This window comes from Bacillota bacterium (assembly GCA_023511455.1).
In the GTDB taxonomy this organism is placed as follows: Bacteria; Armatimonadota; HRBIN16; order HRBIN16; family HRBIN16; genus HRBIN16.
Genome location: JAIMBJ010000029.1, coordinates 1 through 23,491, shown reverse-complemented (window position 1 = coordinate 23,491; position 23,491 = coordinate 1). Strand labels below are relative to the sequence as shown.

Annotated in this window: 22 protein-coding genes; 8 read left to right on the top strand and 14 right to left on the bottom strand. The window is 59.7% G+C overall.

Going from position 1 to position 23,491, the window contains the following annotated elements:
- The first annotated feature begins 33 nt into the window (after positions 1–33).
- From K6U75_13525 to K6U75_13510, 4 genes are all read left to right on the top strand, one after another.
- On the top strand, positions 34–1,158 hold the full coding sequence (locus K6U75_13525) for a glycosyltransferase family 4 protein (GenBank protein ID MCL6476059.1): 1,125 nt from the start codon (positions 34–36) through the stop codon (positions 1,156–1,158).
- A 9-nt stretch (positions 1,159–1,167) separates the two neighbouring features.
- Complete coding sequence (locus K6U75_13520) at positions 1,168–2,352, top strand: cation:proton antiporter (GenBank protein MCL6476058.1); 1,185 nt, start codon at positions 1,168–1,170, stop codon at positions 2,350–2,352.
- Between the two features lie 290 nt (positions 2,353–2,642).
- Positions 2,643–4,013: an RNA polymerase factor sigma-54 gene (rpoN, locus tag K6U75_13515; protein MCL6476057.1), complete on the top strand. Its 1,371-nt coding sequence runs from the start codon at positions 2,643–2,645 to the stop codon at positions 4,011–4,013.
- A complete protein-coding gene (locus K6U75_13510; protein MCL6476056.1) occupies positions 4,010–5,836 on the top strand; it encodes a hypothetical protein in 1,827 nt (608 codons plus the stop codon). Before rpoN ends, K6U75_13510 begins: the two co-directional genes overlap by 4 nt.
- A gap of 8 nt (positions 5,837–5,844) precedes the next feature.
- On the opposite strand, the gene K6U75_13505 is transcribed toward K6U75_13510, so the two are convergent.
- From K6U75_13505 to K6U75_13495, 3 genes are read right to left on the bottom strand one after another with little or no spacing between them, the layout of a single operon-like run.
- A complete protein-coding gene (locus K6U75_13505; GenBank protein MCL6476055.1) occupies positions 5,845–6,444 on the bottom strand; it encodes a hypothetical protein in 600 nt (199 codons plus the stop codon).
- Positions 6,445–6,455: 11 nt separating this feature from the next.
- Positions 6,456–7,079 carry a hypothetical protein gene (locus K6U75_13500; GenBank protein MCL6476054.1) on the bottom strand — a complete coding sequence of 208 codons (624 nt, stop codon included), beginning with the start codon at positions 7,077–7,079 and terminating at the stop codon, positions 6,456–6,458.
- 28 nt (positions 7,080–7,107) lie between these two features.
- A complete protein-coding gene (locus K6U75_13495; GenBank protein MCL6476053.1) occupies positions 7,108–7,548 on the bottom strand; it encodes a type II toxin-antitoxin system death-on-curing family toxin in 441 nt (146 codons plus the stop codon).
- A 190-nt stretch (positions 7,549–7,738) separates the two neighbouring features.
- On the opposite strand from K6U75_13495, the gene K6U75_13490 reads away from it, so the two are divergent.
- Positions 7,739–9,274 (top strand): diguanylate cyclase, encoded by a 1,536-nt coding sequence (locus K6U75_13490; GenBank protein ID MCL6476052.1) that lies wholly within the window; start codon positions 7,739–7,741, stop codon positions 9,272–9,274.
- Positions 9,275–9,338: 64 nt separating this feature from the next.
- Here the strand turns inward: K6U75_13490 and K6U75_13485 are convergent, their stop codons facing one another.
- The 6 genes from K6U75_13485 to K6U75_13460 all read right to left on the bottom strand — a co-directional run bounded on the left by K6U75_13485 (position 9,339) and on the right by K6U75_13460 (position 14,814).
- A complete protein-coding gene (locus K6U75_13485; protein MCL6476051.1) occupies positions 9,339–10,139 on the bottom strand; it encodes a DUF1559 domain-containing protein in 801 nt (266 codons plus the stop codon).
- Positions 10,140–10,296: 157 nt separating this feature from the next.
- Positions 10,297–11,892: an O-antigen ligase family protein gene (locus K6U75_13480; GenBank protein MCL6476050.1), complete on the bottom strand. Its 1,596-nt coding sequence runs from the start codon at positions 11,890–11,892 to the stop codon at positions 10,297–10,299.
- A gap of 94 nt (positions 11,893–11,986) precedes the next feature.
- Positions 11,987–12,469 (bottom strand): dTDP-4-dehydrorhamnose 3,5-epimerase family protein, encoded by a 483-nt coding sequence (locus K6U75_13475; GenBank protein MCL6476049.1) that lies wholly within the window; start codon positions 12,467–12,469, stop codon positions 11,987–11,989.
- Between the two features lie 181 nt (positions 12,470–12,650).
- Positions 12,651–12,995: a histidine triad nucleotide-binding protein gene (locus tag K6U75_13470; GenBank protein ID MCL6476048.1), complete on the bottom strand. Its 345-nt coding sequence runs from the start codon at positions 12,993–12,995 to the stop codon at positions 12,651–12,653.
- The gene (gene mtaB, locus K6U75_13465) at positions 12,928–14,301 is read right to left on the bottom strand and encodes a tRNA (N(6)-L-threonylcarbamoyladenosine(37)-C(2))-methylthiotransferase MtaB (GenBank protein ID MCL6476047.1); all 1,374 of its coding nucleotides are present in this window, start codon (positions 14,299–14,301) and stop codon (positions 12,928–12,930) included. The genes K6U75_13470 and mtaB overlap by 68 nt, the downstream gene beginning before the upstream one ends.
- Positions 14,302–14,430: 129 nt before the next feature.
- Positions 14,431–14,814, bottom strand: coding sequence for a hypothetical protein (locus tag K6U75_13460; GenBank protein MCL6476046.1), 384 nt, complete (start codon positions 14,812–14,814; stop codon positions 14,431–14,433).
- 293 nt (positions 14,815–15,107) lie between these two features.
- Here K6U75_13460 and K6U75_13455 point away from each other — a divergent pair, with 293 nt between their 5' ends.
- The 3 genes from K6U75_13455 to K6U75_13445 are packed head-to-tail and all read left to right on the top strand — an operon-like array spanning position 15,108 to position 17,449.
- Complete coding sequence (locus K6U75_13455) at positions 15,108–15,257, top strand: hypothetical protein (protein MCL6476045.1); 150 nt, start codon at positions 15,108–15,110, stop codon at positions 15,255–15,257.
- On the top strand, positions 15,251–16,282 hold the full coding sequence (locus tag K6U75_13450) for an alcohol dehydrogenase catalytic domain-containing protein (GenBank protein MCL6476044.1): 1,032 nt from the start codon (positions 15,251–15,253) through the stop codon (positions 16,280–16,282). The genes K6U75_13455 and K6U75_13450 overlap by 7 nt, the downstream gene beginning before the upstream one ends.
- A 12-nt stretch (positions 16,283–16,294) precedes the next feature.
- Positions 16,295–17,449 (top strand): iron-containing alcohol dehydrogenase, encoded by a 1,155-nt coding sequence (locus K6U75_13445; GenBank protein ID MCL6476043.1) that lies wholly within the window; start codon positions 16,295–16,297, stop codon positions 17,447–17,449.
- A gap of 113 nt (positions 17,450–17,562) precedes the next feature.
- Here the strand turns inward: K6U75_13445 and K6U75_13440 are convergent, their stop codons facing one another.
- The 5 genes from K6U75_13440 to K6U75_13420 all read right to left on the bottom strand — a co-directional run.
- Complete coding sequence (locus K6U75_13440) at positions 17,563–17,955, bottom strand: hypothetical protein (protein MCL6476042.1); 393 nt, start codon at positions 17,953–17,955, stop codon at positions 17,563–17,565.
- Between the two features lie 14 nt (positions 17,956–17,969).
- The gene (locus K6U75_13435) at positions 17,970–22,568 is read right to left on the bottom strand and encodes a S8 family serine peptidase (GenBank protein MCL6476041.1); all 4,599 of its coding nucleotides are present in this window, start codon (positions 22,566–22,568) and stop codon (positions 17,970–17,972) included.
- A gap of 152 nt (positions 22,569–22,720) precedes the next feature.
- Entirely contained in the window at positions 22,721–23,047 is a 327-nt protein-coding gene (locus K6U75_13430; GenBank protein ID MCL6476040.1) for a type II toxin-antitoxin system HicA family toxin, read from the bottom strand.
- Positions 23,044–23,250: a type II toxin-antitoxin system HicB family antitoxin gene (locus K6U75_13425; protein MCL6476039.1), complete on the bottom strand. Its 207-nt coding sequence runs from the start codon at positions 23,248–23,250 to the stop codon at positions 23,044–23,046. Before K6U75_13425 ends, K6U75_13430 begins: the two co-directional genes overlap by 4 nt.
- A gap of 31 nt (positions 23,251–23,281) precedes the next feature.
- A partial coding sequence (locus tag K6U75_13420) for a hypothetical protein (GenBank protein MCL6476038.1) occupies positions 23,282–23,491 on the bottom strand: 210 nt, incomplete at its 5' end.

Below are 23,491 nucleotides of genomic sequence, written 5' to 3'. Positions count from 1 at the left end.
AACCTGCCCGTTCCCTTCGACCGAAGGGTATGGATGGAAGCCACCTCTCTGGCGCAGGCGGGTTTTGGGGTGTCGGTGATTTCTCCGCGCAAGCCGGGCGATGCACCTCATGCGGTTATCGACGGCGTGAGCGTTTACAGGTATAAAATGTATCCTCCCACCCGCGGGGTCATCAGTTTCCTCTGGGAGTTCACCTACTGCTGGGTGATGACCTTCTGGTTGAGCCTGGTGGTGTGGCGACGCGAGGGCTTCGATGTGATACACGCCTGCAACCCGCCCGATACCTACTGGCTGTTAGGTCGGTTTTACAAGCTGTTCGGCAAGAAGTACGTCTTCGACCATCATGACCTGAACCCCGAGCTGTATGAGTCGCGCTTCGGGAAGCGAGGCTGGATACACCGCGTGCTGCTGTGGCTGGAGCGACAGCAGTTTCGCACCGCCGACAGAGTGATTGCTACCAACGAGTCTTACCGGCAGGTCGCCATCCAGCGAGGCGGTGTGCCTCCCGACCGGGTGGTGGTGGTGCGCAGTGGTCCCGACCTGAACCGCTTCCACCGCGTTGCACCCAACGAAGCACTCAAGCGAGGGAAGCGGTATCTGGCGGTATATCTGGGCGTGATGGGACCGCAGGACGGTGTGGATTACCTGATTCGAGCCATAGAGCACGTCGTGCGCACCTTCGGCAGGGAAGACGTGCAGTTTGTGCTGGTGGGCGATGGAGACGTTCGCTCCGACCTCGAAGCGATGGCTCACGAAAAGGGGGTGGATGAATGGGTTTACTTCACCGGACGTATTCCCGATGAGCAGCTGCAGGAAGTGCTTTCCACCGCCGATATTGCGCTCGCGCCCGACCCCAAAAATCCTCTGAACGACGTGTCCACCATGAACAAGGTGGTAGAATATATGGCGATGGGCTTGCCGGTGGTGAGCTTCGACCTAAAAGAGTCGCGCTTCTCAGCGGGCGAGGCAGCGGTGTATGCCACCCCGAACGACGAGCGCGAGTTTGCCCTGCGCATCATCGAACTGCTGGATGACCCCGAACGCCGTCAACGCATGGGGGAGTACGGACTGCAGCGTGTGCGAGAGCATCTCGCCTGGGAACACAGCCGCAGGGTGCTGGTGGACCTGTATACCGGGTTACTGTGCGCAAACAGGTAAGGAGGCGGCATGGACTTTGCCCACATCCTGCTGATGCTGGTAGTGATGCTGGCCGCAGCGAAGCTGCTGTCCGAGCTCGGCGAGCGTGCATCGCAGCCCGCCGTACTGGGTGAGCTTCTGGCAGGATTGATTCTGGGCGATAGCCTGCTGCGTCTGGTAAACCCCAGAGACGAAATCCTGCACGTTCTGGCAGAGCTCGGCGCGGTGTTGCTGCTTTTTGAAATCGGTCTGGAGTCGGACATCACCGACCTGTTCCGTGTAGGCTGGCGTTCGCTATGGGTGGCGGTTATGGGCGTTGTCACGCCTGCGGTGCTGGGATTCGGGGTGAGCGTGCTGTTGGGACAGCCGACCATGACCGCCGCTTTCATTGGGGCTACCCTGACCGCAACCAGTGTGGGCATTACGGCGCGGGTGATGAAGGACCTGAACATCCTGCGCTGGGGCGAATCGCAAATCGTGCTGGGGGCGGCGGTAGCCGATGATGTGATAGGATTGCTCATCCTTGCGGTGTTCAGCGGGCTAGCGCAGGGCGAAACCATGTCTGTATGGCAGATTGGAAAAGTGCTCGTTCTGGCGCTGGCGTTTTTGGCTGGCGCACTCACCGTCGGGTTAAAGGCGTCACATGTCCTGCTGAAAGTCGCAGAGCAGATGCGGGCACGTGCTGCGCTGGTGACCGCTGCCCTGGCGTTCTGTTTCCTGCTGGCGGCACTGGCGCAGCTGGTAGGACTCGCTCCGATTGTGGGCGCGTTCTCGGCAGGGCTGGTGCTTGCCCGCACCGAGCACCGCATCCGCATCACCGAACGCGCCAGCGCGATAGCCGATATGCTGGTGCCCATCTTCTTTGTCATGATGGGGGCGCAGATGAACCTGCGCGCGATTGATGTCACCACTCCTGCTGGCTTGTCTGTCGTTGGACTGGCAGCCCTGCTGATTGTGGTGGCGATTCTGGGCAAGCTCGCATCCGGGCTCGCGGTATGGCGTACCCGCATGCGCCCCTGGCTCGTGGGGGTGGGAATGGTGCCGCGCGGAGAGGTAGGACTTATCTTCGCCACCATTGGGCTACAGCAGAAGGTGTTCGACATCACCGTGTATACCGCCGTGCTAATACTGGTGATGGTTACCACCCTGGTGACACCCCCATGGCTTCGCGCTTTGGCACGCCAATACGGGGCACACGTACGCCACGCAGAATGAGGATTCACCCCGCAAAACATGGAAAGTACCTGTAGGGGAAATGGGTGTACCTGGTGGACCCCTTTATTGCAGGCGCAGGCTCGATCCTGAGCTTTGCGAAACCGAAGGCGGCGACATCCTGCATCGAAGCGGATTTGCGGAACACCCACCGAAAAAGGTGTTTGACATCGTCGCTCGAAAAGAGATATGATAGAGTCGTACTCTACCCTCTGTGTGCTGTCGGGCAGGTACGCAGCCCAGGATGGCAGGAGGCAGCAACAGTAGCACGAGGCGAAAGGCAGGCGGTTGTGATGATAGCACCGAAGCAACAGCAGACTATCGAGGTACGAGTCGATCAGAAGGTTATTCAGGCAGCCCGTTTATTGCAGTGCAACAGCGTGGAACTGGAAAGCGCCATCGAGGAAGAGCTGGTGGAGAATCCTGCGCTCGAAAGGATCGATACTGTATCCGAGGATGCCGACTATCGCCGCTCATCTCTGAGGATTAACCGTTTCGAGCGCGTTTACGATGCCGAAGCTGACGACGCGCCAGAGCCTGAGATGGACCCCATCAGCAATGCTCCCGATGGCAGCCTCACCCTGCGTGAATATCTCAGCCGTGAGCTTCACGCTCAGTTGTCAGAGCGTCAATACGCCATTGCCGAATACATTCTGGATAATCTCGACGAGCACGGGCTGCTCTCCAATTTCAGCATGGATCGCGCATCGCTGGAGACAGGGGCTACCCCTGAAGAGATTGAAGAGGTTTTACAAGCGGTGCAATCGCTCGACCCGCCGGGTATTGGAGCGCGTTCTCATCAGGAGTGTATGCTTTTGCAACTGCGCTACCTGCGCGAACAGGGGCAGGGCAACCCGCTGGCAGAGCTGATTGTGGAGAGGTACTTCCACCGACTGCTCAAACCCCCCGTCCGCCGAATCGCGCGTGAACTCAAGGTGAATCCGGAGGAGGTACAGGATGCGCTCAAATACATCAGGGAAGCATTGCACCCTTTCCCGGCGAATCGGTTCCGGGCACCTCATGCAGTCTCGTCGTCCTCTTACCGTGACATTATAAAACCCGATGTGGTCATCCGGCGCAGCCCGGAAGGTTTTGAAGTGGAGCTCGTTCGCCCCCGGTGGATTCTGATTGTGAGCCCACAGTGGCGTGAGCAGTATGAGAAAATCAAACGGAACCCTTCGGAATATCCGGAGGAAGTCGTCAAACAGGTGGAGGAATACGTAGAGCGTGCCGATAAGTTTCTGAAAATCCTCGAAATGCGGTATCGCACTTTACTGCGTGTGACGCGCGCGGTCATTGACCAGCAGCTGGGGTTCATCGAAACCGGCTCCTACACATTTCTCAAGCCCCTCACGCGCACACAGATAGCCGAGCAACTGGGCATTCATGAGTCCACCGTCAGCCGGGCGATATCCAACAAATGGGTGCAAATTCCGAACGGCGACCTCGTTCCCTTCTCCGACTTCTTCACACCTGCTCTGAGCATCCAGCAGGCGATACAGGAAGTGATACACTCCGAAGACCCCGAACACCCATATAACGACGAGGAGATAGCCGCCATTCTGTATCAACGCTGGGGTATCAGGACAACTCGCAGAACCATCTCGAAGTATCGTGTCCGACTGCACATCCCGTCCTCGAAAAAGAGAAAGAAACTGCGATGACCTCCGGAGAGTTTGCGGGAACCATCGTACTGTATGACCTGACGCATCTGCATCGTATAGACTTCTCCGATTTACGCCAGCGACGCCGGGCGTGGGACGAGCTGCATCTCGTAACCGCCCTGCAGGGCATCGTCAATCGTCGTCAGCCCCGCCTCTACGTGCTCTTGGTGGGAGACGATGGGCGGGGAGGCACTGACCTCTACTGGCTCGAACACCTGCGCAAACAGGGCGAATGGCTTGACCGTGCAAAGATAGAAAAGGTTACCGACGTGCTGGAACTGGTGCAGCGATTCCGACGGTCGTTGAATGGGTTGGTTGTGTGGGATGAGCGCGTGCCCGCTACCGCGCTGGTAGCCTCGACCGCCTCCGGAGTGGATAACCTGTTGCCGGTACGCTATGACCCCGATGCCGGTTCCCTCTACACCCGTTTGACTCAGGGCAGGGGTGGGCTACCCGTGCGTCTTTCGTTATTGAGGAAGGACGGCAGCCCGCTTTTCACCGGCAAGGGCAGTCTGGGGCCCCTGGCTTTGCCCAGCACCGGCAGCCCGAAGTGCGATGCGCTGATGTGGGCGGTGGGCACCTATCTGCGCAAGGGAAAATGTGCGCCGGGGATACTTGGCTACTATAGCGACGCGAACTGGCTCACGGGCAGGGTGCAACTGCCCATCGAGCGCACCATGCTGTGCAACCACGACTACTTCATCGCTCGCAAGGGGTTCTTCTTTGACCTGTCGCCCTGGGAGGACGTGAAGCCATCCGACGACCCAGAACAGCCGCTGGGCGCGGATAACCGCACACTGAAGGCGGTACTGATGGCGTCCTGTGACCTCACCGGCGGAGGCATGACCCATATCGGCGGCTTTGTGCCGTGGGATTTCAAGTATACCGACGCGGTGGGCGAACCGCATGGGGCAGTGGAATCGGAATGGCGATTTGTCGAGATTGCTTCGTGCTTTAATGCCTATCTGGATGCCGATGCTCCCGCCATCGGTGCCATGGCGAACGCCTCGTTTTTCATGCATTACCCTCTGCAAAAGCGATATACTCAGCCTCATCCCACCCTGGACGACCTGCAGCGCGAGGGTTACGTGCTCTCCAACGGCATGGTTGCGCCCTACAGCTTCATCGCGTTTTATGTGGGCGATTACGACTCCAGCGCATGGTTCTATCGCATGGTGCCCCGCCTGTGGAGCGACCCGGCACGGGGCAAGGTGCCGCTGGCGTGGGCGTTCAATCCCAATCTCGCGCATCGGTTTCCGGTGGGCATGCACTTTGTGCGATGCAACGCTTCTCCCATCGACTATTTCATCGCTGGCGACTCGGGCGCGGGTTACCTGAACCCGGGCTACCTGAGCCGCCCCCGCCCTCACAGTGGCTTGCCGGATGGCTGGAAGGCATGGGAGACGCACTGCCAGCGGGAGTACAGCCGCTGGGATATCCGTATCACCGGGTTTATCATCGACGGTAACGCGCGCGGACTGGACGAGCAGGGACTGGATGCTTACGCTCGGTTTTCTCCGGGCGGCATCGCGGCGCAGAAGATACCCGAACGGGGAATGCACAGCGGAATGCCTTACCTGCGCATGCGTGATGACCTGCCGGGCGTCGGCGGGTTGCAGATGCCGCGTGCGCTGAATATCGTGGGCAGCCGCCTCACCGGTGAGAAGCCTCAGTTCCTGCTGTTCCGCACCATCCTGTGGACACCTTCTCACCATCTGCAACTGAAGCGTGCCATCGAGCAGAACTACCCGGGAGCCAGGGTGGTACATACCGGCACATTATTTGCACTGCTGAAGCAACATCTGTCTCAGCAAGCTCGTTGAGCAGAGCGCTACGCAGGGGGATTGCGCGATTCTTGCGATGGGGAGTCCTGGTGAATCCAGCGAACGCGCCGACGGGTGCGGAGGGACGAGGTCTCGGGCAGAGGGGGTCTGCTTCCGCTTCCCACCCACAATGCACCGCCGAATGCCACCACTCCCACCAGCATCAGAAACAGGGCGAACGTCGGCTTGCCCTGTAGCCACGCGGAACCACCATGCCCGAGAAAATACAGCACAACCGCCGTGAGGTAGCTCTGTTGCGACCAGCGTGGGCTTTCAAACCATACCTCGCCGATGCCTGCCACACCGCTGAACAAAGCGATGCCCAGCCACATGATGATAAAGGCATAATCGGTCCAAACCGCCTCCCGCCAGTCTACCGTCTGAACGCCCTCCCATGTGCGCTGCAACGAGAACACGCAGACACCGAAGCATATCATCACCAGTGTGTAACGTCGCAGCTGGGGTATCAGGAAGGCGATGACGACCAGCGCCAGCAGGAGCGCCGATACGTTGGTGCCTGCCACCTGGCGCAGTAAGTCTTTCAACTGCACCACCACCCCTGCCAGTGCCAGAGGCAGTACAGTTTCCAGCACCTGTTTCCAGCGCAAAGGTATTTCTCTCACCCCTGCAACAGCGAGGCAAGCACCTCTTCCGCCTCGTCGCGTACGTAATCACCGAACTCTGCCGCACGAAGCAGAATGGTCTCCAACGAGAGTGGTTGAGGGTGCGCCGCGTTGAATTGAATGAAAAAGAGGGCGGTATCCGCGTAGTAAGGCTCGATACGCAAGTCGCACGTGAATGGTGGTGATTCGTACGTGAATCGCAAGCCGATGCCCCGCAAACCCTGCTCGAACAGGGCGCGAATTTCGGAAGCACTGAGGCGCAGAAAACGCTCGACCGACAGTTCTGTAGCAGCACCTTCCGCCTCGTGGTGTGCAATCCACTGGATTCCTGCGACGAATCGGTCATCCAGCAGGAGGGCGTCACGGGTGCGAACCAGAAGGCGTTCGGCGTCGCGCAAGTCAGGGGAGATGTTCTCGCCTTCGTGGATGAAGATAATCTGGTGTTCTGCCAGCATCACACTGCGCCGGTGCAGCGGGTCCACATATGCCACAAAGCCCGGAATGGGCGCGGGCTGAATAGTGAACGGCACCCCCAGCGCCTGCAGCACATGGCTCTTGCGCACCTCGCCCAGCTGCCCTATGGGCGCGTTCAGGCTAATCTGTACCTGTTTCAGTTGCATATCCGTCGTGCCGCCTTTTGTGGAGAAACTAATGTACTTCTGCCAGTGCTGCCTTCATCGGCAGGTGCAGGGAAGCACAAATCTGAGCCGCCACATGGCGCAGGGAACCTGCTTCGGCTTCCACCGGCTGTGCCCTCTGCTGGATAAACTCCTTCGGGCTTGTCTGTCCCCGCGATATCTGTTCCAGAATCTCCTGTACCTCGTCGGGATTTACCTGCAGGGCATACCCGTTCAGGCGCAGGAAAGCGAGAGTGGCCACCAGGGCGGTCAGCTCATTTCCCTCGCTGAACGGTTTGTCCTGCAAAAGATGGCGAAACATCCTCGCTGCCTGTTTCAGTGCATCACGACTGTCCCCGTATGAATACTGACTGTACACTGCATTTTCTAAACGGTCAAAATCGTAGTGCTGTGGACGGCCGGTGACGGCGGTGTTTATCCAGATGACATCCTGAACAGTCAGATAGCGCATGGGCTCCCCTCTGTGAAAACGGTCTGCTACAGCACGAGCATTATACCATAACAAGCGGTAACAGGGGAAACCCAACACAATTGCCTGCGTAAACCCTTGCGGTCTGTGGAACAACCTCAATGGTTGTCGGAGGCGACCTCCTGAAGCCAGACCTACGGAAGGGCAGGCGACATCGTCAGGGAGGATTCTCATGATTTTAATGGCGGCACTGGCTGGCAGTGTCTACATGCTGTTACCGTTATTCCTGGCTTTCACTTCACCTGACTTCCTGATAGGCAGGCGAGGCGAAACATTAGCAGTATTGCTTTTCACCCCGTGTTTGGCACTGTTTGCCGTCATGATACCGTATCACCGTTCCCGCCATCAGACTGCCCCAGACGTATCCTGGTGTGGTGCAGGCAGGTGGAGCGTGCTGTGCCTTCCCTTGGGCGTGGCTGCAGGTCTGTGGGCAGCACTGGTGCTTCTGCGTGAATATGCCAATGCCGTGGCGCTGGCGGTGATGAACGCGCCCGGCCTGCTTCTGGGGGCGTGGGCCTGGGCAATGTGGTGGCGAAATCACTACCTACAAGCACGCTTGAAGGAGGTTTCGGAACTCTATCGACACCGCGATGCCATCACCGGGCTGCTGAACCACTACGCAGTATATGAAGCGCTCGAACAGGAGATTCTCGAAGCCTCGCGTTCGAAGCATCTTCTCTCACTCATTCGCCTCGACCTGGACCGCTTCGCCCTGTTTAACGCCACACATGGACACCGCGCTGGTGATGAGCTGCTGCGGCAGATTGGGCAAAGTATGAAGGCATCCTTATCGCCGGGGGCGGTGGTGGGAAGGTACGACGCGGACGAGTTCCTGATTGTTCTTCCAGATACCACTCGGAGCCAGGCGATGGCAATTGCCCGTCGCTTGCGGGAAAGGATACGTCAGGAGACCCTGATACATTTGGAGAACGGGCAGCTGATCCCCGTGACTGCCAGCATCGGCGTTGCGGAATTTCCGGGCGATGCTGCCAGTGCAGAGGAGCTGCTGTCTGTGGCTGAGGGCGCGCTTCTCACGGCAAGGCAAAACGGTTCTGGCGTTGCGGACTCGCAGTCCGGCTGGCGCACACGCTACCAGATTCAGGCAAACGGGGCGTTTTCCACTCTGGAAGCGATGGTCATCGCCATCGATAACAAGGACCACTATACGCGCCGTCACTCGGAAGAGGTGAGCGAGTATGCTCTGTGGATTGCCGAAGAGCTGGGGCTTTCCGAAGAGCAGAAACACGTGCTGCGTTTGGGTGGGCTACTGCACGACGTCGGCAAAATCGGCATTCCCGATGAGGTTTTAATGAAGCCAGGGTTATTGACCGCCGAGGAGTATGAGGCGATGAAGCAGCATACAGTGCTTGGTGCGGTCATGTTGTCTGCCTTGCCTGGCATGGAAAAGATAGCGCCGCTTGCCCGCTCGCACCATGAGCGATGGGACGGAAACGGCTATCCCGATGGACTGGCAGGCGAGGAGATTCCTTTGCTCGCGCGGATTCTGACTGTGGCGGACGCCTTCAGTGCAATGACCACCGACCGACCCTACCGCAAGGGAATGGACCGGCAGTCGGCACTGGCTGAGCTGCAGAGACAGAGGGGAAAGCAGTTTGACCCGGTAGTAGTAGATGCCTTTGTCGCAGCCGTGTACAGGCGTGCGAACCGTGAAAGTCTAGAACAGGACAGCCTGCCCATCGCAGCGTAGCCGGTAATAATAAAGAGGCACGGCTGCACGCAGCCGTGCCCGTGTCCGTTTCTTCAGCGAGTCTCTAGCGCAGGGAGCGGGGTGGATCACTGCACTGCCCGGCGCGTCTCAGGTCGTGGTTACAGTTGGGGTTCACCACGATACCCCAAATCTCGAACGAGCCGCCGTAGGGTCCGCCCGCCACCAACCACTCATCGCGCTTGCGCCCCTTAATGGGGTCGTTGGGAGCGGTGGGGTTCGGATTGCGTCGACCGCGTACCACTTTGGCATGACCATCCGCGTAGGCGCAGTTGACCATCCCGCTGTGGCGCGGCGCAATTGGGCTGTAGAACTGCACATCCAGCCAGCCGTCATAAAAAGCACCGGTTTCTGCGGGATACTGTAGTTCCGCCATGCGAATAGGTGCCACAGCCGTGTTTTGTCCCAGTGGAGCACCCCAGTTGCCGTCCTCGAACAGCGCGTAGTTGCCGTTGTAGGAGGCGTAGCGGAAGTTGCCTGGTGTGGTCAGCGCACCACCCGTCAGCACCTGTATCATGCCGGGCCAGTCGATTTCCATAGGGGCGGACGGGCAGCGCAGGATGTCGGCGTTCTTCACATAGGGTACATGCGCATCGTAGAAGCTCACCCACACGTTGGGTGCCACAAAGTACAGGTTCATCGCATAGGTCTCGTCGTAGTCCTGCGCATACATGTGCACTGCCAGAGCAATCTGTTTGGTGTTACTCAAGCACGAGGTCGCGCGTGCCTTTTCCCGCGCCTGCGAGAACACCGGGAACAGGATCGCCGCCAGAATGGCGATAATCGCGATGACGACGAGCAGTTCGATCAGCGTGAACGCTCGCCGATGGCTGAAACCGTTTCGCATCGAAGACCCTCCTCTTAGATTTGGCATGAAACGCTTCTGCAGTCGATACCGTTCGCGTTAGTTTTCTTACCGCTCTATTTTAGAATGGTTGACAAATGATGTCAAGCGATATGCCGATGGAGGGATAAAAACAAGCACAAATAACGAGGATACCGCCTCAGCGTGTTTGGGCTTCAGCCGTCTGTGCATTCCGTGTGTTCTTTGTGCTGAAATAGTATATCCCCTCCATCAGCGCAAGTATCATGGCGGGAGCGACCAGGCGGTTCTTCGTCCAGAATACCGGTTCAAACTGCGCAGCGAGCAGAAGCATCAGCCAGCTTATCCAGAGAGCAAGTAGCCACGAGCGCACATAGGTTTCGTTTGGAGAGGTTCTCTTATACAATATGTAGCCCCGGACCATCCCTGTGACGAGCAGGATCAATAGCCCCACTAACCCCACAATGCCTCCCTTACCGAGAATCCACAGTATCGAATTGTGAATGTAGGTGCGCATTTCATAGGTGCTGCCCACATACGGGCTTTTGGTGACGCGCAGAGGATGTTTGGTACCCCACCCAAGCCCGAACCACGGCGACTCGGGAAGTCTGTCCATGATATAGTGCATCTCGAAAATCCGTTGCCCAACGGAGCTGGGCACGCCGTATGTGTAGCGATTAGGCGGTTCGGTAAACGTGCTGATAAATCGTCTTTGCAGCTTGGCTACTATATCAGTGGGTTGGGTTACCCAAGCAGGGCGCGCAAACAGGGTTAGCGAGCCGACTACAGCCACTGTTACGAAGGCAATGAGCAGCAGGTTCACTTTCGTGCGACTGCTTCCGAACAACCAGATGATCCCCAGACCAAACAATGCTCCGAACCACGAGTGCCGGGTGAGCGTAAAGAGTATCGCCAGTCCATAAAGCGCTGTGAGCACAATCCATCCCCACCGTCGGGGCCCGTCACGGACTGTGGACATCTGCGCACTAATCACCAGGCTGACCAGGACAAGATACTGTCCCGGAGGCAAGACGCGCAACAACCCTTCTGTGTCGCGTAAGGGAATGTCCCATTCTGCCAGTCTCAAGAAGAACAGTGCTCTTGGCCCCAGCAGAGCCTGCAGCACCGTGGCCAGAGCGCCAATACCTGCTACCAGGAGAAGACCAACCTGCAGGTTACGCACGGCTCTCTCCGTGCGCATAATCCCGATAGCAATAAAAAACGTGAGCCACGCCAGCATGTATTCCATTTCGGACAGCTGTGAGCGGATACTCCAGCCTCGGAACAGGTAATGGTATAAAAGCCCCACAGGAACCGTCAGTATGAGAAACGCGATGATGGCTATGGAGGAAGGGGAAAGCCACAGTTTGACCGGACTCGTCTTGCCCGTGAGGTGTCTGAACAGTACCACGACCAGACCGAGCGAGATGAGGAGGTTTGGCAGGGTAATACCGCGTTCTCCCAAAAAGATTCTGTCCCACAGGAAGGGCGACACTACCGAAGCAACGCAAAGCAGGATGCCCACTACAATCAGCTCCGGGTAGACCGTCATCATGGGAACCAGCACCATCACCAACATCAGCAAGATGGTGCCCACCCATGCCTCATACTGTACCGATACGGCGATGCCAATGCTACCCAGCAGGGCGATGGCAAAGATGAGCAGATTGAGACGACGCGACAGATTAAAGTAGTCCTGGATACTCTCTGCCAGCCGATAGTATCCGGAAACCACCCGATAGTATGATTGTGCTACCACACGCGGAATACCGGTCATCCCGCTCACCCTTTCATCAACCAGAATTGGGCACGCCTCTATTATACGACTCGGCGTCGAACATTGCCAGACCCCTGCGAGAAAACACGCACAACTACCTGTCCTTCACTGCCCACGAGTAGGGGATGCCACCCGTGTGCGGGTCGCGGCGATACTCGTCGGGGTCGGCGTAATCGTACAGGCGGGTAGGGAAGTTCAGGATACCTGCTCCCTCCAGCGATAGCGCCATGAAACCATGCCACACACGTTCCGGAATCTGCACCAGAAGAGGACGTTCGGGGGTGAGAATGATTTCGTTAATCAAGCCCTGTGTGGGCGAATCCTCCCGCTCGTCATAGAGTACCACTTTCGCCCTGCCGTAGACGCCGAAAAAGTGGTCTTTCTGCTTGAGGTGCATGTGCCAGCCTTTCACGACGTGATAGTCCACATGCGTGATATAAGCCTGTGCGAAACCATCGGGAAAGCACTCGCGGTAGACAGGGTCATCACGGCGCAGAATCTCACACAGATTGCCCCGCTCATCATACAGGCGGTTGAGGCGTTTCACGCGCAGATCGTGGATGTAGCGGGCGGTCATGCTGGCGATATGCCCTAACGACAACTCCCCTGCCAGATACTGCGCTCGATGCTTGGCGCACAGAAACAGATTCCCTTCTCCTTCGGGCAGAGGTATTGGCTCGGTGGCAGACTCGAAACAGCCAGCCATCTGGCAGATATAAGGGTTGGTTCCTCCTGCCGAACGGCTCATGGTTTTCTCCCTATCCCGGAGGCCATGTCATCTGCCGACCACCCAGCAGGTGGATATGCAGATGGAGTACACTCTGTCCTGCGTGTGGTCCTACGTTCGCTACCAGTCGGTAGCCCGTTTCGTCTATATGGAGCTCACGCGCGATATGCGCTGCCACTCGAAGCAGTTTGCCAGCCAGTGCATCGTGTTGTTCCTCCAGCGCAGCCACATCCCTGACGTGCTGCCTGGGAATGATGAGCACATGCACCGGCGCCTGTGGGTTCAGGTCCTTAAAGGCGTAAACCTCGTCATCCTCGTACACGCAGGTGGACGGTATCTGCTTCTGCGCGATGCGGCAAAAGATGCAATCCTCCATCCTCATGCCCTCCTGAAGACGTGGTGACCAGCTCACCCAGTGCTCCCTCGTCGGTCGTCTCCAGCAGACGCACCCACACCAGTTGCCCGGCGAGGTGTGCGCCGCCGGCGAACTCCACGGGAATGTAGTTATCGGTTAGACCCCTCATCAAGCCGCCTTTACTCTGCTTGCCCTCTACCAGCACACGCAGGGTTCTGCCCAGCCGCGCCACGACAAACCGTTCGCGATACCTGCGGCACAGATTCGCCAGTTGCTGGCTACGTCGCTCCTTTTCATGGTCAGGCACCTGGTCTGCCATCTGCGCAGCAGGCGTGCCCGGACGCGGGCTGAAGCGAAAGATGTGTGCCCGTGCGTACTGTACGGCTTCCACCACCTGGCAGGTCTGCTCGAAAGCAGCTTCGTCCTCGCCCGGGAAGCCCACCATGATGTCGGTGGTGATGGCAAGGTCGGGTATCCGTGAATATAGTTTTTCCGCGAGAGCCAGCACGTCCTGCTGACGGTACGGTCGGTTCATCGCCTGCAGGATGCCGTCATCCCCGCTTTGCAGGGGGATGTGCAGATGCGGGCACACCTTTGGCTCGCTGGCGCACACTTCGATCAGCCTGTCCGTGACCTGTGTGAGCTCGATGGAGCTGATCCGGATTCGCTCCAGCCCGTCGATTCGCGCCATCCGCTGCAGCAGTTCGGCGAGGTCGGGTCCACCGCTGCCGGTCTCCTCTCCATAGGAGCCTATCAGCACGCCGGTCAGCACCACCTCCTTGAAGCCCTCATCGACCAGCCGGCGTATCTCGTCCAGTACTTCCCTATACGGACGGCTGAACATGCGCGGGCGAGTGTAAGGGATGGAACAGAAGGAACAGCACACGTTACAGCCGTCCTGAATCTTGACCACCGCACGGGTGCGCTCGTAGGGATTACGCAGCACGGGTGGAGCAGGGTCTCGTGCTACATGCTCACGGATGTCGGGGAAGGCTTCCAGCACATAGTGCACCGTGCGCATTTTATCGGTGTTGGGCACAATGAGAGCAGCTTCGGCAACCGTCTCCCCGCGCAGGAGCGTGAACTGTGCCATACAGCCGGTCAACACCACCCGCGCGCCCGGATTCTGGCGGGCAGCGCGACGCACCATCTGCAGGGACTTCTTTTCCGCCAACTGCGTCACCGAACAGGAGTTAATGACGTAGAGCTCCGCAGGCTCATCGAAACCTGCGATGGCGAAGCCCTGCTCCTCGAAGGTATCGATGATGCGCTGTGTCTCGTACTGGTTGACTTTGCAGCCCAGCGTGGCGAAAGCAACGCGAATCATTTGCGCCCGCACCTTGCGAAGTATTCTGGCTTAGTTTACCCGAAGAGCAGGGCATTGCGCAAACGCAAGCAGACAGTTGTAACGCCATCCTCGGAGAACCCCGTACGCCCTCGGTGAATGAACGTGTCCCTAACGTGGACGCACGGTGGTTCGCACTGGCGGTGTCACCGTCCTGTTTGTGCCCAGAATGCCTTCCGGCTGGCGGCAAGGCATGTCCGCTCGAAACGATGCAGGCGGGCGAAGGCAGGGCATATACCTCTGCCAGCCGGCCGCCGGCTCAATAACCTGAACATGATACTGATTGATGGCCGGTTGTGTGGAAGTGCGCGGTAGAATGGTTTGCGTCTGCGTCTGCCCGCTGGACGCGGCTCTCACCGTTTTGACAGGAGCTGCGACGGGAGTGTACTTCTCGTTCGGCGGGGGGCTGTTTTGTGGGCTAACGTGGGGCAACACCGCGATGACCGTTGCCGCCGCCACACCGCCAAACAGCAGGCTCTGAACCAGAGGTTGCATGGAGAAAACTCCCTGTCCTGAGAGTTACAGGATTATCTATTCCTCTTCATTTTCATTATACGCGGTGTTTTGCCGCAAATGTTGCAATACCGCGTTCGTTCGGAGAGGGGGTTGGCTTAAGGATCCTTCATTAACTGGTTCGGAGGATTCAAATCTTGGGCTATGGTGGTCCCGGGTCAGGGACACCCACACAGTCCGCCATTCGGTGAGCTTCTCGCCATCGGGGAATGCAGGAGACTCCCATGCGCTATTGCTAATCAGTTAATGGCAGTTCCGACATCGGTTTTCTGGATGTGTGCAACAAGCCGTACGAACTGCTGGCGCAAGCGGCTCGACAGAGCCATGAGCGTATGTACGCCGTCGCGGCGGGGCCGGAGCCGCCTATCGACGAGCCGGTGGAGTACCTGCCCAAGCTGTTTATGTACGGGAGGAGAGTATGTTAGCTGCGGTTTTATCCGATTTCAACCAGCTGGAGCTGCGCGAAGTGCCCACGCCCGAGCCGGGCCCGGGTGAGGTGCTGGTGCGCATTAAAGCGTGCGGATTCTGTGCTACCGATTACAAAGCCATTAAGGGCATTCGGCGCAACGTGCGGTTCCCGCTCATCCCGGGGCACGAACCGGCGGGTGTAGTGGCTGCGGTCGGTGCCGGCGTGAAGCACGTCAAAGAGGGCGACGAGGTGATTGTGCAGCCGAGCGGTTTCTGCGGCACCTGTCCGTACTGCCGCACGGGACTGCATCACTACTGTCCGCATTCCTTCGTCACTGGCGGCGACGGACCGGAAGATGTGCGCCCCGGCAGCTTTGCGGAGTACACCGTGACCGCCGCGACATCGGTCTATCCCAATCCAAAGCACATCAGCTTTGACGCCGCCTGCCAGACCGAGCCGGTGAGCGGTGCGTGGAAGGGTGTCATTCACACCTCGCAGATGCAGCTGGGTGACGATGTGGTGGTGATTGGCACGGGCGGTATCGGTATGTACTGCCTGATGGTGGCGAAGGCGGCGGGTGCAGGGCGTTTAATAGCCATTGATATCAGCGACTACGCGCTGGAGACTGCCCGACGGCTCGGCGCGACGCACACCATCAATCCCCTGCGCGAGGACGCCAAAACCGCCGTCTATGACATCCTGCCCGATGGCCCCGACGTGATTATCGAAGCAGCGGGACCCATCGAGGCGGTGAAACTGATGGTCAGCCTGCTGAGGCGGGGTACACGCTGGAACGTTTTCGGCATTACCACCCACGAGACTTTTGAACTCGACGGCGGTCTGATGCACTTTTTAGAGGCGCGTATGGACGCCAGCTTCGGCACGAACCCGCTGGCGATGCAGAAAGCCATCCGCCTGATTGAACGCGGGCTGGTGGACCCTGAGAAGGTGATATCGCACCGCTTTCCGCTGACAGACATCCACAAAGCAGTGGAAGTGATGGCAAGCCGGGAGCGCAACAAGGTTATTATTTATCCCTGAAGGAGGCTGAAGATGTTTGACTTCACGTTCCATAACCCAACGAAAATCCTGTTTGGCAAGAATGCCATCGAGCGTATGGGGGCGGAGATACCCACCGATGCGCGCATCCTGATGACATACGGGGGCGGCAGCATCAAGCGCAATGGCGTCTACGAACGGGTGATGGACGTTTTGAAAGGCAAGAGGGTGACCGAGTTCGGTGGTATCGAGCCAAACCCGCGCTACGAAACGCTGATGCCCGCAGTGGAGCTGGTGCGTCGTGAAAAGATAGATTTCCTGCTGGCTGTCGGGGGCGGCTCGGTGCTGGACGGCACGAAGTTCATCGCCGCGGCGGTTCCTTTTGAGGGAGACCCCTGGGATATTCTGGAGAAACGGGCGGAGGTGCGGAAAGCCCTACCCATCGGTGCGGTGTTGACTCTGCCGGGCACTGGCTCCGAAATGAACGGCAACGCGGTCATCACGCGCTGGGAGAAGAAGGCGAAACTGGCTTTTTACTCGCCGCTGGTATACCCGCGTTTTGCCGCGCTGGACCCGCAGACCACCTTTTCCCTGCCGCCACGCCAGACCGCCAACGGTATCGTGGACGCCTTCGTGCATGTGATGGAGCAGTATCTGACCTATCCGGTGAATCCCCCGTTGCAGGACCGGATGGCAGAGGCGATTCTGCTGACCCTTATCGAACAGGCTCCGAAAGTGCTGGAGAACCCTACCGATTACGATACACGCGCCAACATCATGTGGTGTGCGGCGATGGCGTTAAACGGCATCATCGGTGTGGGAGTGGCACAGGACTGGGCGACCCATGCAATTGGGCACGAGATAACCGCTCTGTACGATATCGACCATGCCCGCACGCTGGCGATCGTGCTGCCGGGAGTCATGGAGGTCAGGCGTCGGGAGAAGCGGGAGAAGCTCCTGCAGTATGCAGAGCGGGTGTGGGGCATTCGTGAAGGAGATGAGGATAGCCGCATCGATGAGGCTATAGAACGCACTCGCGAGTTTTTCGAGAGCGTGGGTATTCCCACCCGTCTGTCGGCGTACGGCATCGGGGCGGAGGCTATTCCGGCGATTGTGCAGCAGTTGCGCGCGCACGGAATGACCGCGCTGGGCGAGCACGGCGACATCACGCCCGAGGTGGCGGCGCGGATTCTGGAACGTTGCCTGTAGTTACTCCACCACCAGCAGCCGGGTTTCGAAGCTTTTCAACGCCACCGCATCGGTGCGCCACAAGGTGTCTTGTGGCCCCTCTCCCATCGGAGAGGGGCACTGCACTGAACCTGCTAGAACGGTGGTCCCGGAGGCGGCACGCGAATCTCGGCAGAGACCGTTTCGTTTCCGCCCCTATCCACCGCCTTGACCTGCACGCGGACGGTGGTGGCAGGGAGCGTTGCCTGATACTGCTCCTTGCCGGGCACCTGCTGCATGGCGACTGCCGTTGGCGTGGGGTCTACTCCCACTGCCAGCACCATCACGGAAGCTACCCCCGTGCCCACGTCGTATGCCTGCACCTGCACCTGAACGCGGTTGGTGCCCGCTTCGCGGGTAAGCGTCGGTGCGCCAATGACGGGCGGCGTGGGGTCGAAGGGTAGTCCTTTCTCGGCGGTGCCGCACCCCACGAGCCACAATCCTGCCAGCGTCGCCAGCAAAGCGATTGCCCACGATTTGCTCTTCATCGTGCCACCCCCTTTCACCGTGTCAACGTGACGGGTATCGCACTGCGAACCACCTGCCCGTCCACGCCGGTGGCTCTCACTTCCACGATGTAGCTACCGGCGGGCAGGGCAATGCCGTTCGCATCGCGTCCGTCCCAGGTGATTTGCTGAATTCCTGCCGAGCGCGTCACGCCATTCGTCAGCCGGCGCACCAGCTTGCCTGCGGAGAAGACGTTCACCTCCACCTGCGCGCTGGCACTGAGGTTGAACGAGATGGTGTAACTCCCTCCGGCGATCCGTCCGCCGCTCACCCGCAGCTGTGACAGGCGAAGCAGACTACCTTGCGGGGTCATCTCGACGCGGAACCGGTACACGCCTCCCTGTCGGCTCACCGCGAAGGTGTGCAGGCTGGTGGTGCGCAGGAACTTGCGTTCGCCGGTTTGGAGGTCTACCAGAACAGGGTTGACCGTGCGAGGAGCGGTATGCACACCCTGCCATTGCAGGGTGGCAGTGGTCTCACTGCTGGCGGGCACGTGAACCTCTATCTCCCACGGTGAGTTTGCGCGGCTGTTCGCCCGCACGTCCACCGCCAGCGGCTCGCCGTCGCGCATGAGCACCAGCTTTGGTTCGGAAGAAGTTACCGGCGGCTCTGGCGGCAGACCGATGGTGATGCTATCGGCTCGACTCGCTCCCAGGATCGCTTCTGCGCTGCCCGATGCGGTCTGCACCTGCAGGCGTACCGCCCACGCGCCTGTATGCTGTGAGGTAGCACGTGTGCTGTTGGGGATGATGCCGTCCGACGGATTGAGCAGCAGCTGGCACTCCTCATGGGCGAACACCCAGTAGCCTCGCCACGGCTCGATGGTGTTGACCGCGCCGGGGATGCGCAGCGGGTCGTACACCAGCACGTAGCGACCGGTAGCAGGATTCGCGCCGTCCTGCACCCACCCCCAGGCGTGGTCTTCTATCCAGCCAGCCTGCCGCGCCTGACGCAGGGTGACCTCCTCGCCTTGTCGGCGCACCTTGATGCCGTCCACATCCCACACGATGGGATTGGCGGAGGTGCTGGCGATGAAGTTCCACCCGCGTCGCAGGGCGATGGGGAAGGAGATGGGCAGTTCGTTGCCGGCGAGGCTGACGGTTACCGGCTGCGCTGCGCTGAACCAGTAGCCCACGCCGACGAGCAGGTTGTTACCCGCATCCACGTAGGACTGGGTAGCCGCATCCCATGCTTTCACTGGCACGTCTGCGATGCCGATGCCGCCCTTGCTGGAATCGGGCAGCACGAGGTTCACCGCGAACGTGCCAACCCCCACCAGACGCGAGGGTACCCTGACGGATACCTTGAACGAACGGCTCGCCGAGTTGCTCCATTGCTGTCCGTCACTGGCGTAAGCCACCAGCTGGTAGGTTCCCGCGCTGAGCGCGTTGCTGGCAGGCACGCGGAACACCGCCGTCTCGCCGCTGTCGTAGCTGGATTTGCTCCAGCCAGTGGAGTCCACCGTCTGGTCATACACCGCTACCTGCTGCCCGCCGCGAGTGAGCACCAGTTTGTAGCGCAGACCGTCCGACAGGTCGGCGTCGGTGCTTCGCAGGCGGAACTCGGGCGTTGCGGAGGTGACTGCGCCCGCCGCGGGGGCCAGTATCTCCGGGGCTTCAGGAGCCTGGTCCACCGTGAAGCTGCGCTCCCAGCTGCCGCTGCTCCACTGCTTGCCGTCGTAGGCGAACGCCTGCCACTGGTACGCCCCCTTCGTCAGCGCAGCTCCTGCCGGTACCGTGAAGACCGCCGTCTCGCCGCTGGCGTAGCTGGATTTGCTCCAGCCGGTAGCGTCCTCGCTCTGGTCAAAGGTCGCCACGACCTGTCCCGCCTGCTTTAACACAATCTTGTATTGCAGGCTATCGCTGTTGGCGTCGGTGGCACGCAGGCGGAAGGTGGGTGTATACGCCACAAAGGCATTGCCCGCAGGCTCCAGCAGCTCGGGCGCAGCCGGCGGCGAGTTGACGATAATGGTGCGGCTCTCGCTGCCTTCACTCCACTGCTTGCCGTCGTAAGCGAACGCCTGCCACTGGTAGATACCGGGGTTGAGCGCACGGTTGGCAGGGATGGTCAGCGTGGCTTCTTCCCCGCTGGCATAGCCGCTCTTGTTCCAGCCGGTGGCGTCCACCGTCTGGTCAAAAGTGGCGACGGTGGTGTTATCGCGCGTGAAGACAATCCGGAATTTCAGCACATCGGTAGTGTCGATGTCGCTTGCCTGCACCTTCAGGGTCGGCGTGCCCAGTACGATGGCATTCGCGTCCGGGCTAATCAGCGTGGGAGCACCCGGCATTCGGTTGACCACCATAGCGCGCTTTGCACTGCCCTCGCTCCAGCGGACGCCGTCGTAGGCGAACGCCTGCCATTGCAGGGAACCGTTGGGCAACGCTTGCGCGGCGGGTACCGTCAGCGCCGCCTCCTCGCCGCTGGCGTAGTCCGGCTTGCTCCAGCCGGTGGTATCGGTGGTCTGGTCGAAGACAGCGACCTGCTCGTCCCCTCGCCAGATGACCACCTTATACTTCATCCGGGAGCCGGGCGAGGAGGTGGCTTTCATGCGGAAGGTGGGCGTCGGGGAGACGACCGCACCCGGCGCAGGCTGCAGCAGCACCGGCACCGGCGAGATGAACTCGTAGACCGCCTTCAGCTGGTAGTCGGCGTCCATCGTGAGGGTGATGGTGCGGTTGGTGGAGAAATCGGCTCCGTTGCGCACCCATTTGATGAAGACGTTATCGTTGGGTGCGGTGGCGGGAGCGGTCAGTGTCACCTGTACACCGCCGTCATACACCCGGCTGAAAGGAGTCGTTCCGTCGCCCTGTCCGTTGATGTCGTTGGGGGTTACGGTGATGGCGACGCCGCTATCGGGGTCGGACGAGGTCACGTCCAGCGTGTGCGTCACCGCCCCGGTCACAATCATCGAGTACGCCTGCCTGCCCGCGGGGCGCAGGATGCCCTTATGCGTCACCGTGATGGTGTACACGCCCGCCTGCGGGTTGGGCACGACCACCTGCTCCACGTTGTCTACCACGTTATCACCGGTGGTAGCGGGAGCCGCGGGGTTCAACGGGTTGAGCACCCAGGGCAGGTAGGTAGTGGTTCCATTGGTGACGCGCAGGTCGAGGTCGTTCACCAGCATCCTGTCGGGCGGGTCCAGCGACACCGGAGGCGGCGTACCGGGTGGGTCCGTCCACACGATGGTCACCTTCAGCGGCTGGCTTCCGTCAGACACCACGCGGACGGTATGTGTCTCGCCGTTACGCAGGGTACGCTCCTGTATCGCATAGGGGTTGCGCGCGCTGAGTGAGATCACCTCGGCGGCGGTTCTGGCGTTCAAAATGCCCCAGCCGAACATGTAGTCTGGTCCGTCCGCGGGGCCGCACTCATCGGCGGTGTGGATTGCCAGCGCCTTGAGGGTGCCTGAGCGCATGTTTGTCCCGCCGTGTGTCTGGCGGTAGTGCTGGATGAGCAACCCGAGTGCGCCGGCGACGCTGGGCGCCGCCATGGAGGTGCCTTCGTAGATATCGTATCCTCCAATCACCGGAGAGAAGACTTTGACGCCGATACCCACGAGGTCTGGCTTAATCCGTCCATCATCGGTGGGCCCCCAGCCGCTGAAATCGCTCATGCGCACGCTACCCGATCCTGCATACCCGCCAGGTATAGGATGCACTGCGCCCACTATGATAGAGTTCTTGCCGGTCGCTCCGACGGGCGTGGTATCGTAGCCCGTTGCACCACCGTCGATGTCATGACTATCGTTGTATAGGCGACCGTCGGTGTGGTAATGTTGCACCGGTTGAGACACGGGGCCTTCTCCCCGGTCGTTGCCTAAGGCCACACAAATGGTGTAGTATGGGGCGTTATAGGCAATCTCGTCCCATGTACGATCCCAATCGCCGTAATATCCGAACTTCCAGTCCTCTCGCTGGCTAATGGAGGTATCGCCGAGCCACATGAAATCCAGTATCCAGCCTGCAGGAGGACCATACGAATGGTTAGACACCAGCAATCCAGCCCGGGCAGCATCCGCCATCTCAGCAAAGTCATTGTTCCAGTCATAGCTGTCTAACGTCGCGGCGTAAGCCATCCCCTTTGCCGCAGGATTGACTCCAGCTGCCGCCATGATGCCGCCGACATGTGTGCCATGGTCGTCGGCTTCCGCTCCGTCGCGGATACGCAACCGTCCCCGAAACTCGGGATGGGTCGGGTCCACAGAACCGGCGTCCCACACGCCAAGCGTGATTCCCGCGCCCGTCAGGTTCAACCCTGTCGAGCCACCGGGCCACAGTTCGTCCACGCTCAGCGATTCGGCAGACTCCAGCCCCTTGGTTACGTAGTAGATGGGTACGCCGTCGCGTACCGCCATAATCTCCATAATCGCGCCGTTGGGGAGTTTGCGGCGCACGGGCAGGCCGTGTTGCCTCGCCCATTCCTCTGCCTGTTGTTTCTCGACGGCTGCTCGTAACGAGGCTCGTGCTACCAGAGAGGTCAGTGCGGGAATATTGGTTTCCTCTTGCGCCGGGGCGACACGACCCATCGGCAAGACAAGCAGAACACCCCACAAGAACCCAAGTGCACGAGCAAGCCACTGACCTTTTGCCATATGCTCCCTCCTTTGTCTGCTTCTCGCCCACAGGCATGGTGGACACCGCAAATATAGCAGGTCTGCGACAAGTTGTCAATACGGGTAAGAGGTCCCTTTTCGGAGAAATCGCGTTGCCACAGGCGGGATGGCGCGAGGCTCAGTGGGAGCCTTCAGAAGGTATCCAGATGAGGATAACCGCCCCGTCGTGGGGTCAGGGTAACGGTGTGCAAGTAAGAGCAGACCTGTGTCCGCGAGGCAAGATGGGTTTGCGCCGCCGGTTCTCGCAGGTCTTCCGGTCTGAGACCCGTGTGTTTCGCAATCCGCGCCAGCATACGGGGTCCCATCTCCTCCTCGTCGTGAAACGCGAACACGTAATCCGGCCAGCCTTCGCGAGACAACACGCGGTGCGAGCCACCCTTTTGCCGCTTGATAACCCAGCCAATCCGCAGCAGCGCAGAAAGCACCTGCCTTGCCTTCACCGAAGCCCACTGGCTCACACCGCTACCGAAAACAGTTCATCCGTTTCGGGAACGGGTTCCATGTTTTCTACCCGGTCGGCGATGATGCGCAACGCCAGTGCTTTCACCCGTGCAATCGCCTCTTCGCGCGTCCGGGCGTACACCAGCGCGCCGGGGATGGCGGGCACTTCGGCAATCCAGCGTCCGTCTGCTTCCTGTTCCGTTTCGATGCAGAGGTTCATGTTCGCCTCCGGTTCCTCTACTACATCCGTTTTACCATTTATTGTTGCCCTTTGGTGCCCCTTCGAACCCAATCGGGTCTCTGGTCAAAAACCTTCCCGTCGCAGGATCTAAGTAACGGTGCGTCAGTAACAGGATACCCGTTTCCACGTCCGTGTAGTAACCGCACTGCCCCTTGTAGCCGTATGGTGTCGGGTTGTTGCCAGACATGCGCTGACCCCACACGTGGCATGCCAAAGCCCG

Bases quoted from the DNA above. Each gene is read 5' to 3' on its own strand.
- K6U75_13490 (MCL6476052.1), top strand. From the start codon at position 7,739: ATGATTTTAATGGCGGCACTGGCTGGCAGTGTCTACATGCTGTTACCG.
- K6U75_13510 (MCL6476056.1), top strand. From the start codon at position 4,010: ATGACCTCCGGAGAGTTTGCGGGAACCATCGTACTGTATGACCTGACG.
- K6U75_13450 (MCL6476044.1), top strand. From the start codon at position 15,251: ATGTTAGCTGCGGTTTTATCCGATTTCAACCAGCTGGAGCTGCGCGAA.
- K6U75_13440 (MCL6476042.1), bottom strand. From the start codon at position 17,955: ATGAAGAGCAAATCGTGGGCAATCGCTTTGCTGGCGACGCTGGCAGGA.
- K6U75_13520 (MCL6476058.1), top strand. From the start codon at position 1,168: ATGGACTTTGCCCACATCCTGCTGATGCTGGTAGTGATGCTGGCCGCA.
- K6U75_13475 (MCL6476049.1), bottom strand. From the start codon at position 12,469: ATGACCGCCCGCTACATCCACGATCTGCGCGTGAAACGCCTCAACCGC.
- K6U75_13470 (MCL6476048.1), bottom strand. From the start codon at position 12,995: ATGGAGGATTGCATCTTTTGCCGCATCGCGCAGAAGCAGATACCGTCC.
- rpoN (MCL6476057.1), top strand. From the start codon at position 2,643: ATGATAGCACCGAAGCAACAGCAGACTATCGAGGTACGAGTCGATCAG.
- mtaB (MCL6476047.1), bottom strand. From the start codon at position 14,301: ATGATTCGCGTTGCTTTCGCCACGCTGGGCTGCAAAGTCAACCAGTAC.
- K6U75_13495 (MCL6476053.1), bottom strand. From the start codon at position 7,548: ATGCGCTATCTGACTGTTCAGGATGTCATCTGGATAAACACCGCCGTC.
- K6U75_13500 (MCL6476054.1), bottom strand. From the start codon at position 7,079: ATGCAACTGAAACAGGTACAGATTAGCCTGAACGCGCCCATAGGGCAG.
- K6U75_13525 (MCL6476059.1), top strand. From the start codon at position 34: ATGGAAGCCACCTCTCTGGCGCAGGCGGGTTTTGGGGTGTCGGTGATT.
- K6U75_13460 (MCL6476046.1), bottom strand. From the start codon at position 14,814: ATGCAACCTCTGGTTCAGAGCCTGCTGTTTGGCGGTGTGGCGGCGGCA.
- K6U75_13445 (MCL6476043.1), top strand. From the start codon at position 16,295: ATGTTTGACTTCACGTTCCATAACCCAACGAAAATCCTGTTTGGCAAG.
- K6U75_13435 (MCL6476041.1), bottom strand. From the start codon at position 22,568: ATGGCAAAAGGTCAGTGGCTTGCTCGTGCACTTGGGTTCTTGTGGGGT.
- K6U75_13485 (MCL6476051.1), bottom strand. From the start codon at position 10,139: ATGCGAAACGGTTTCAGCCATCGGCGAGCGTTCACGCTGATCGAACTG.
- K6U75_13480 (MCL6476050.1), bottom strand. From the start codon at position 11,892: ATGACCGGTATTCCGCGTGTGGTAGCACAATCATACTATCGGGTGGTT.
- K6U75_13425 (MCL6476039.1), bottom strand. From the start codon at position 23,250: ATGAACCTCTGCATCGAAACGGAACAGGAAGCAGACGGACGCTGGATT.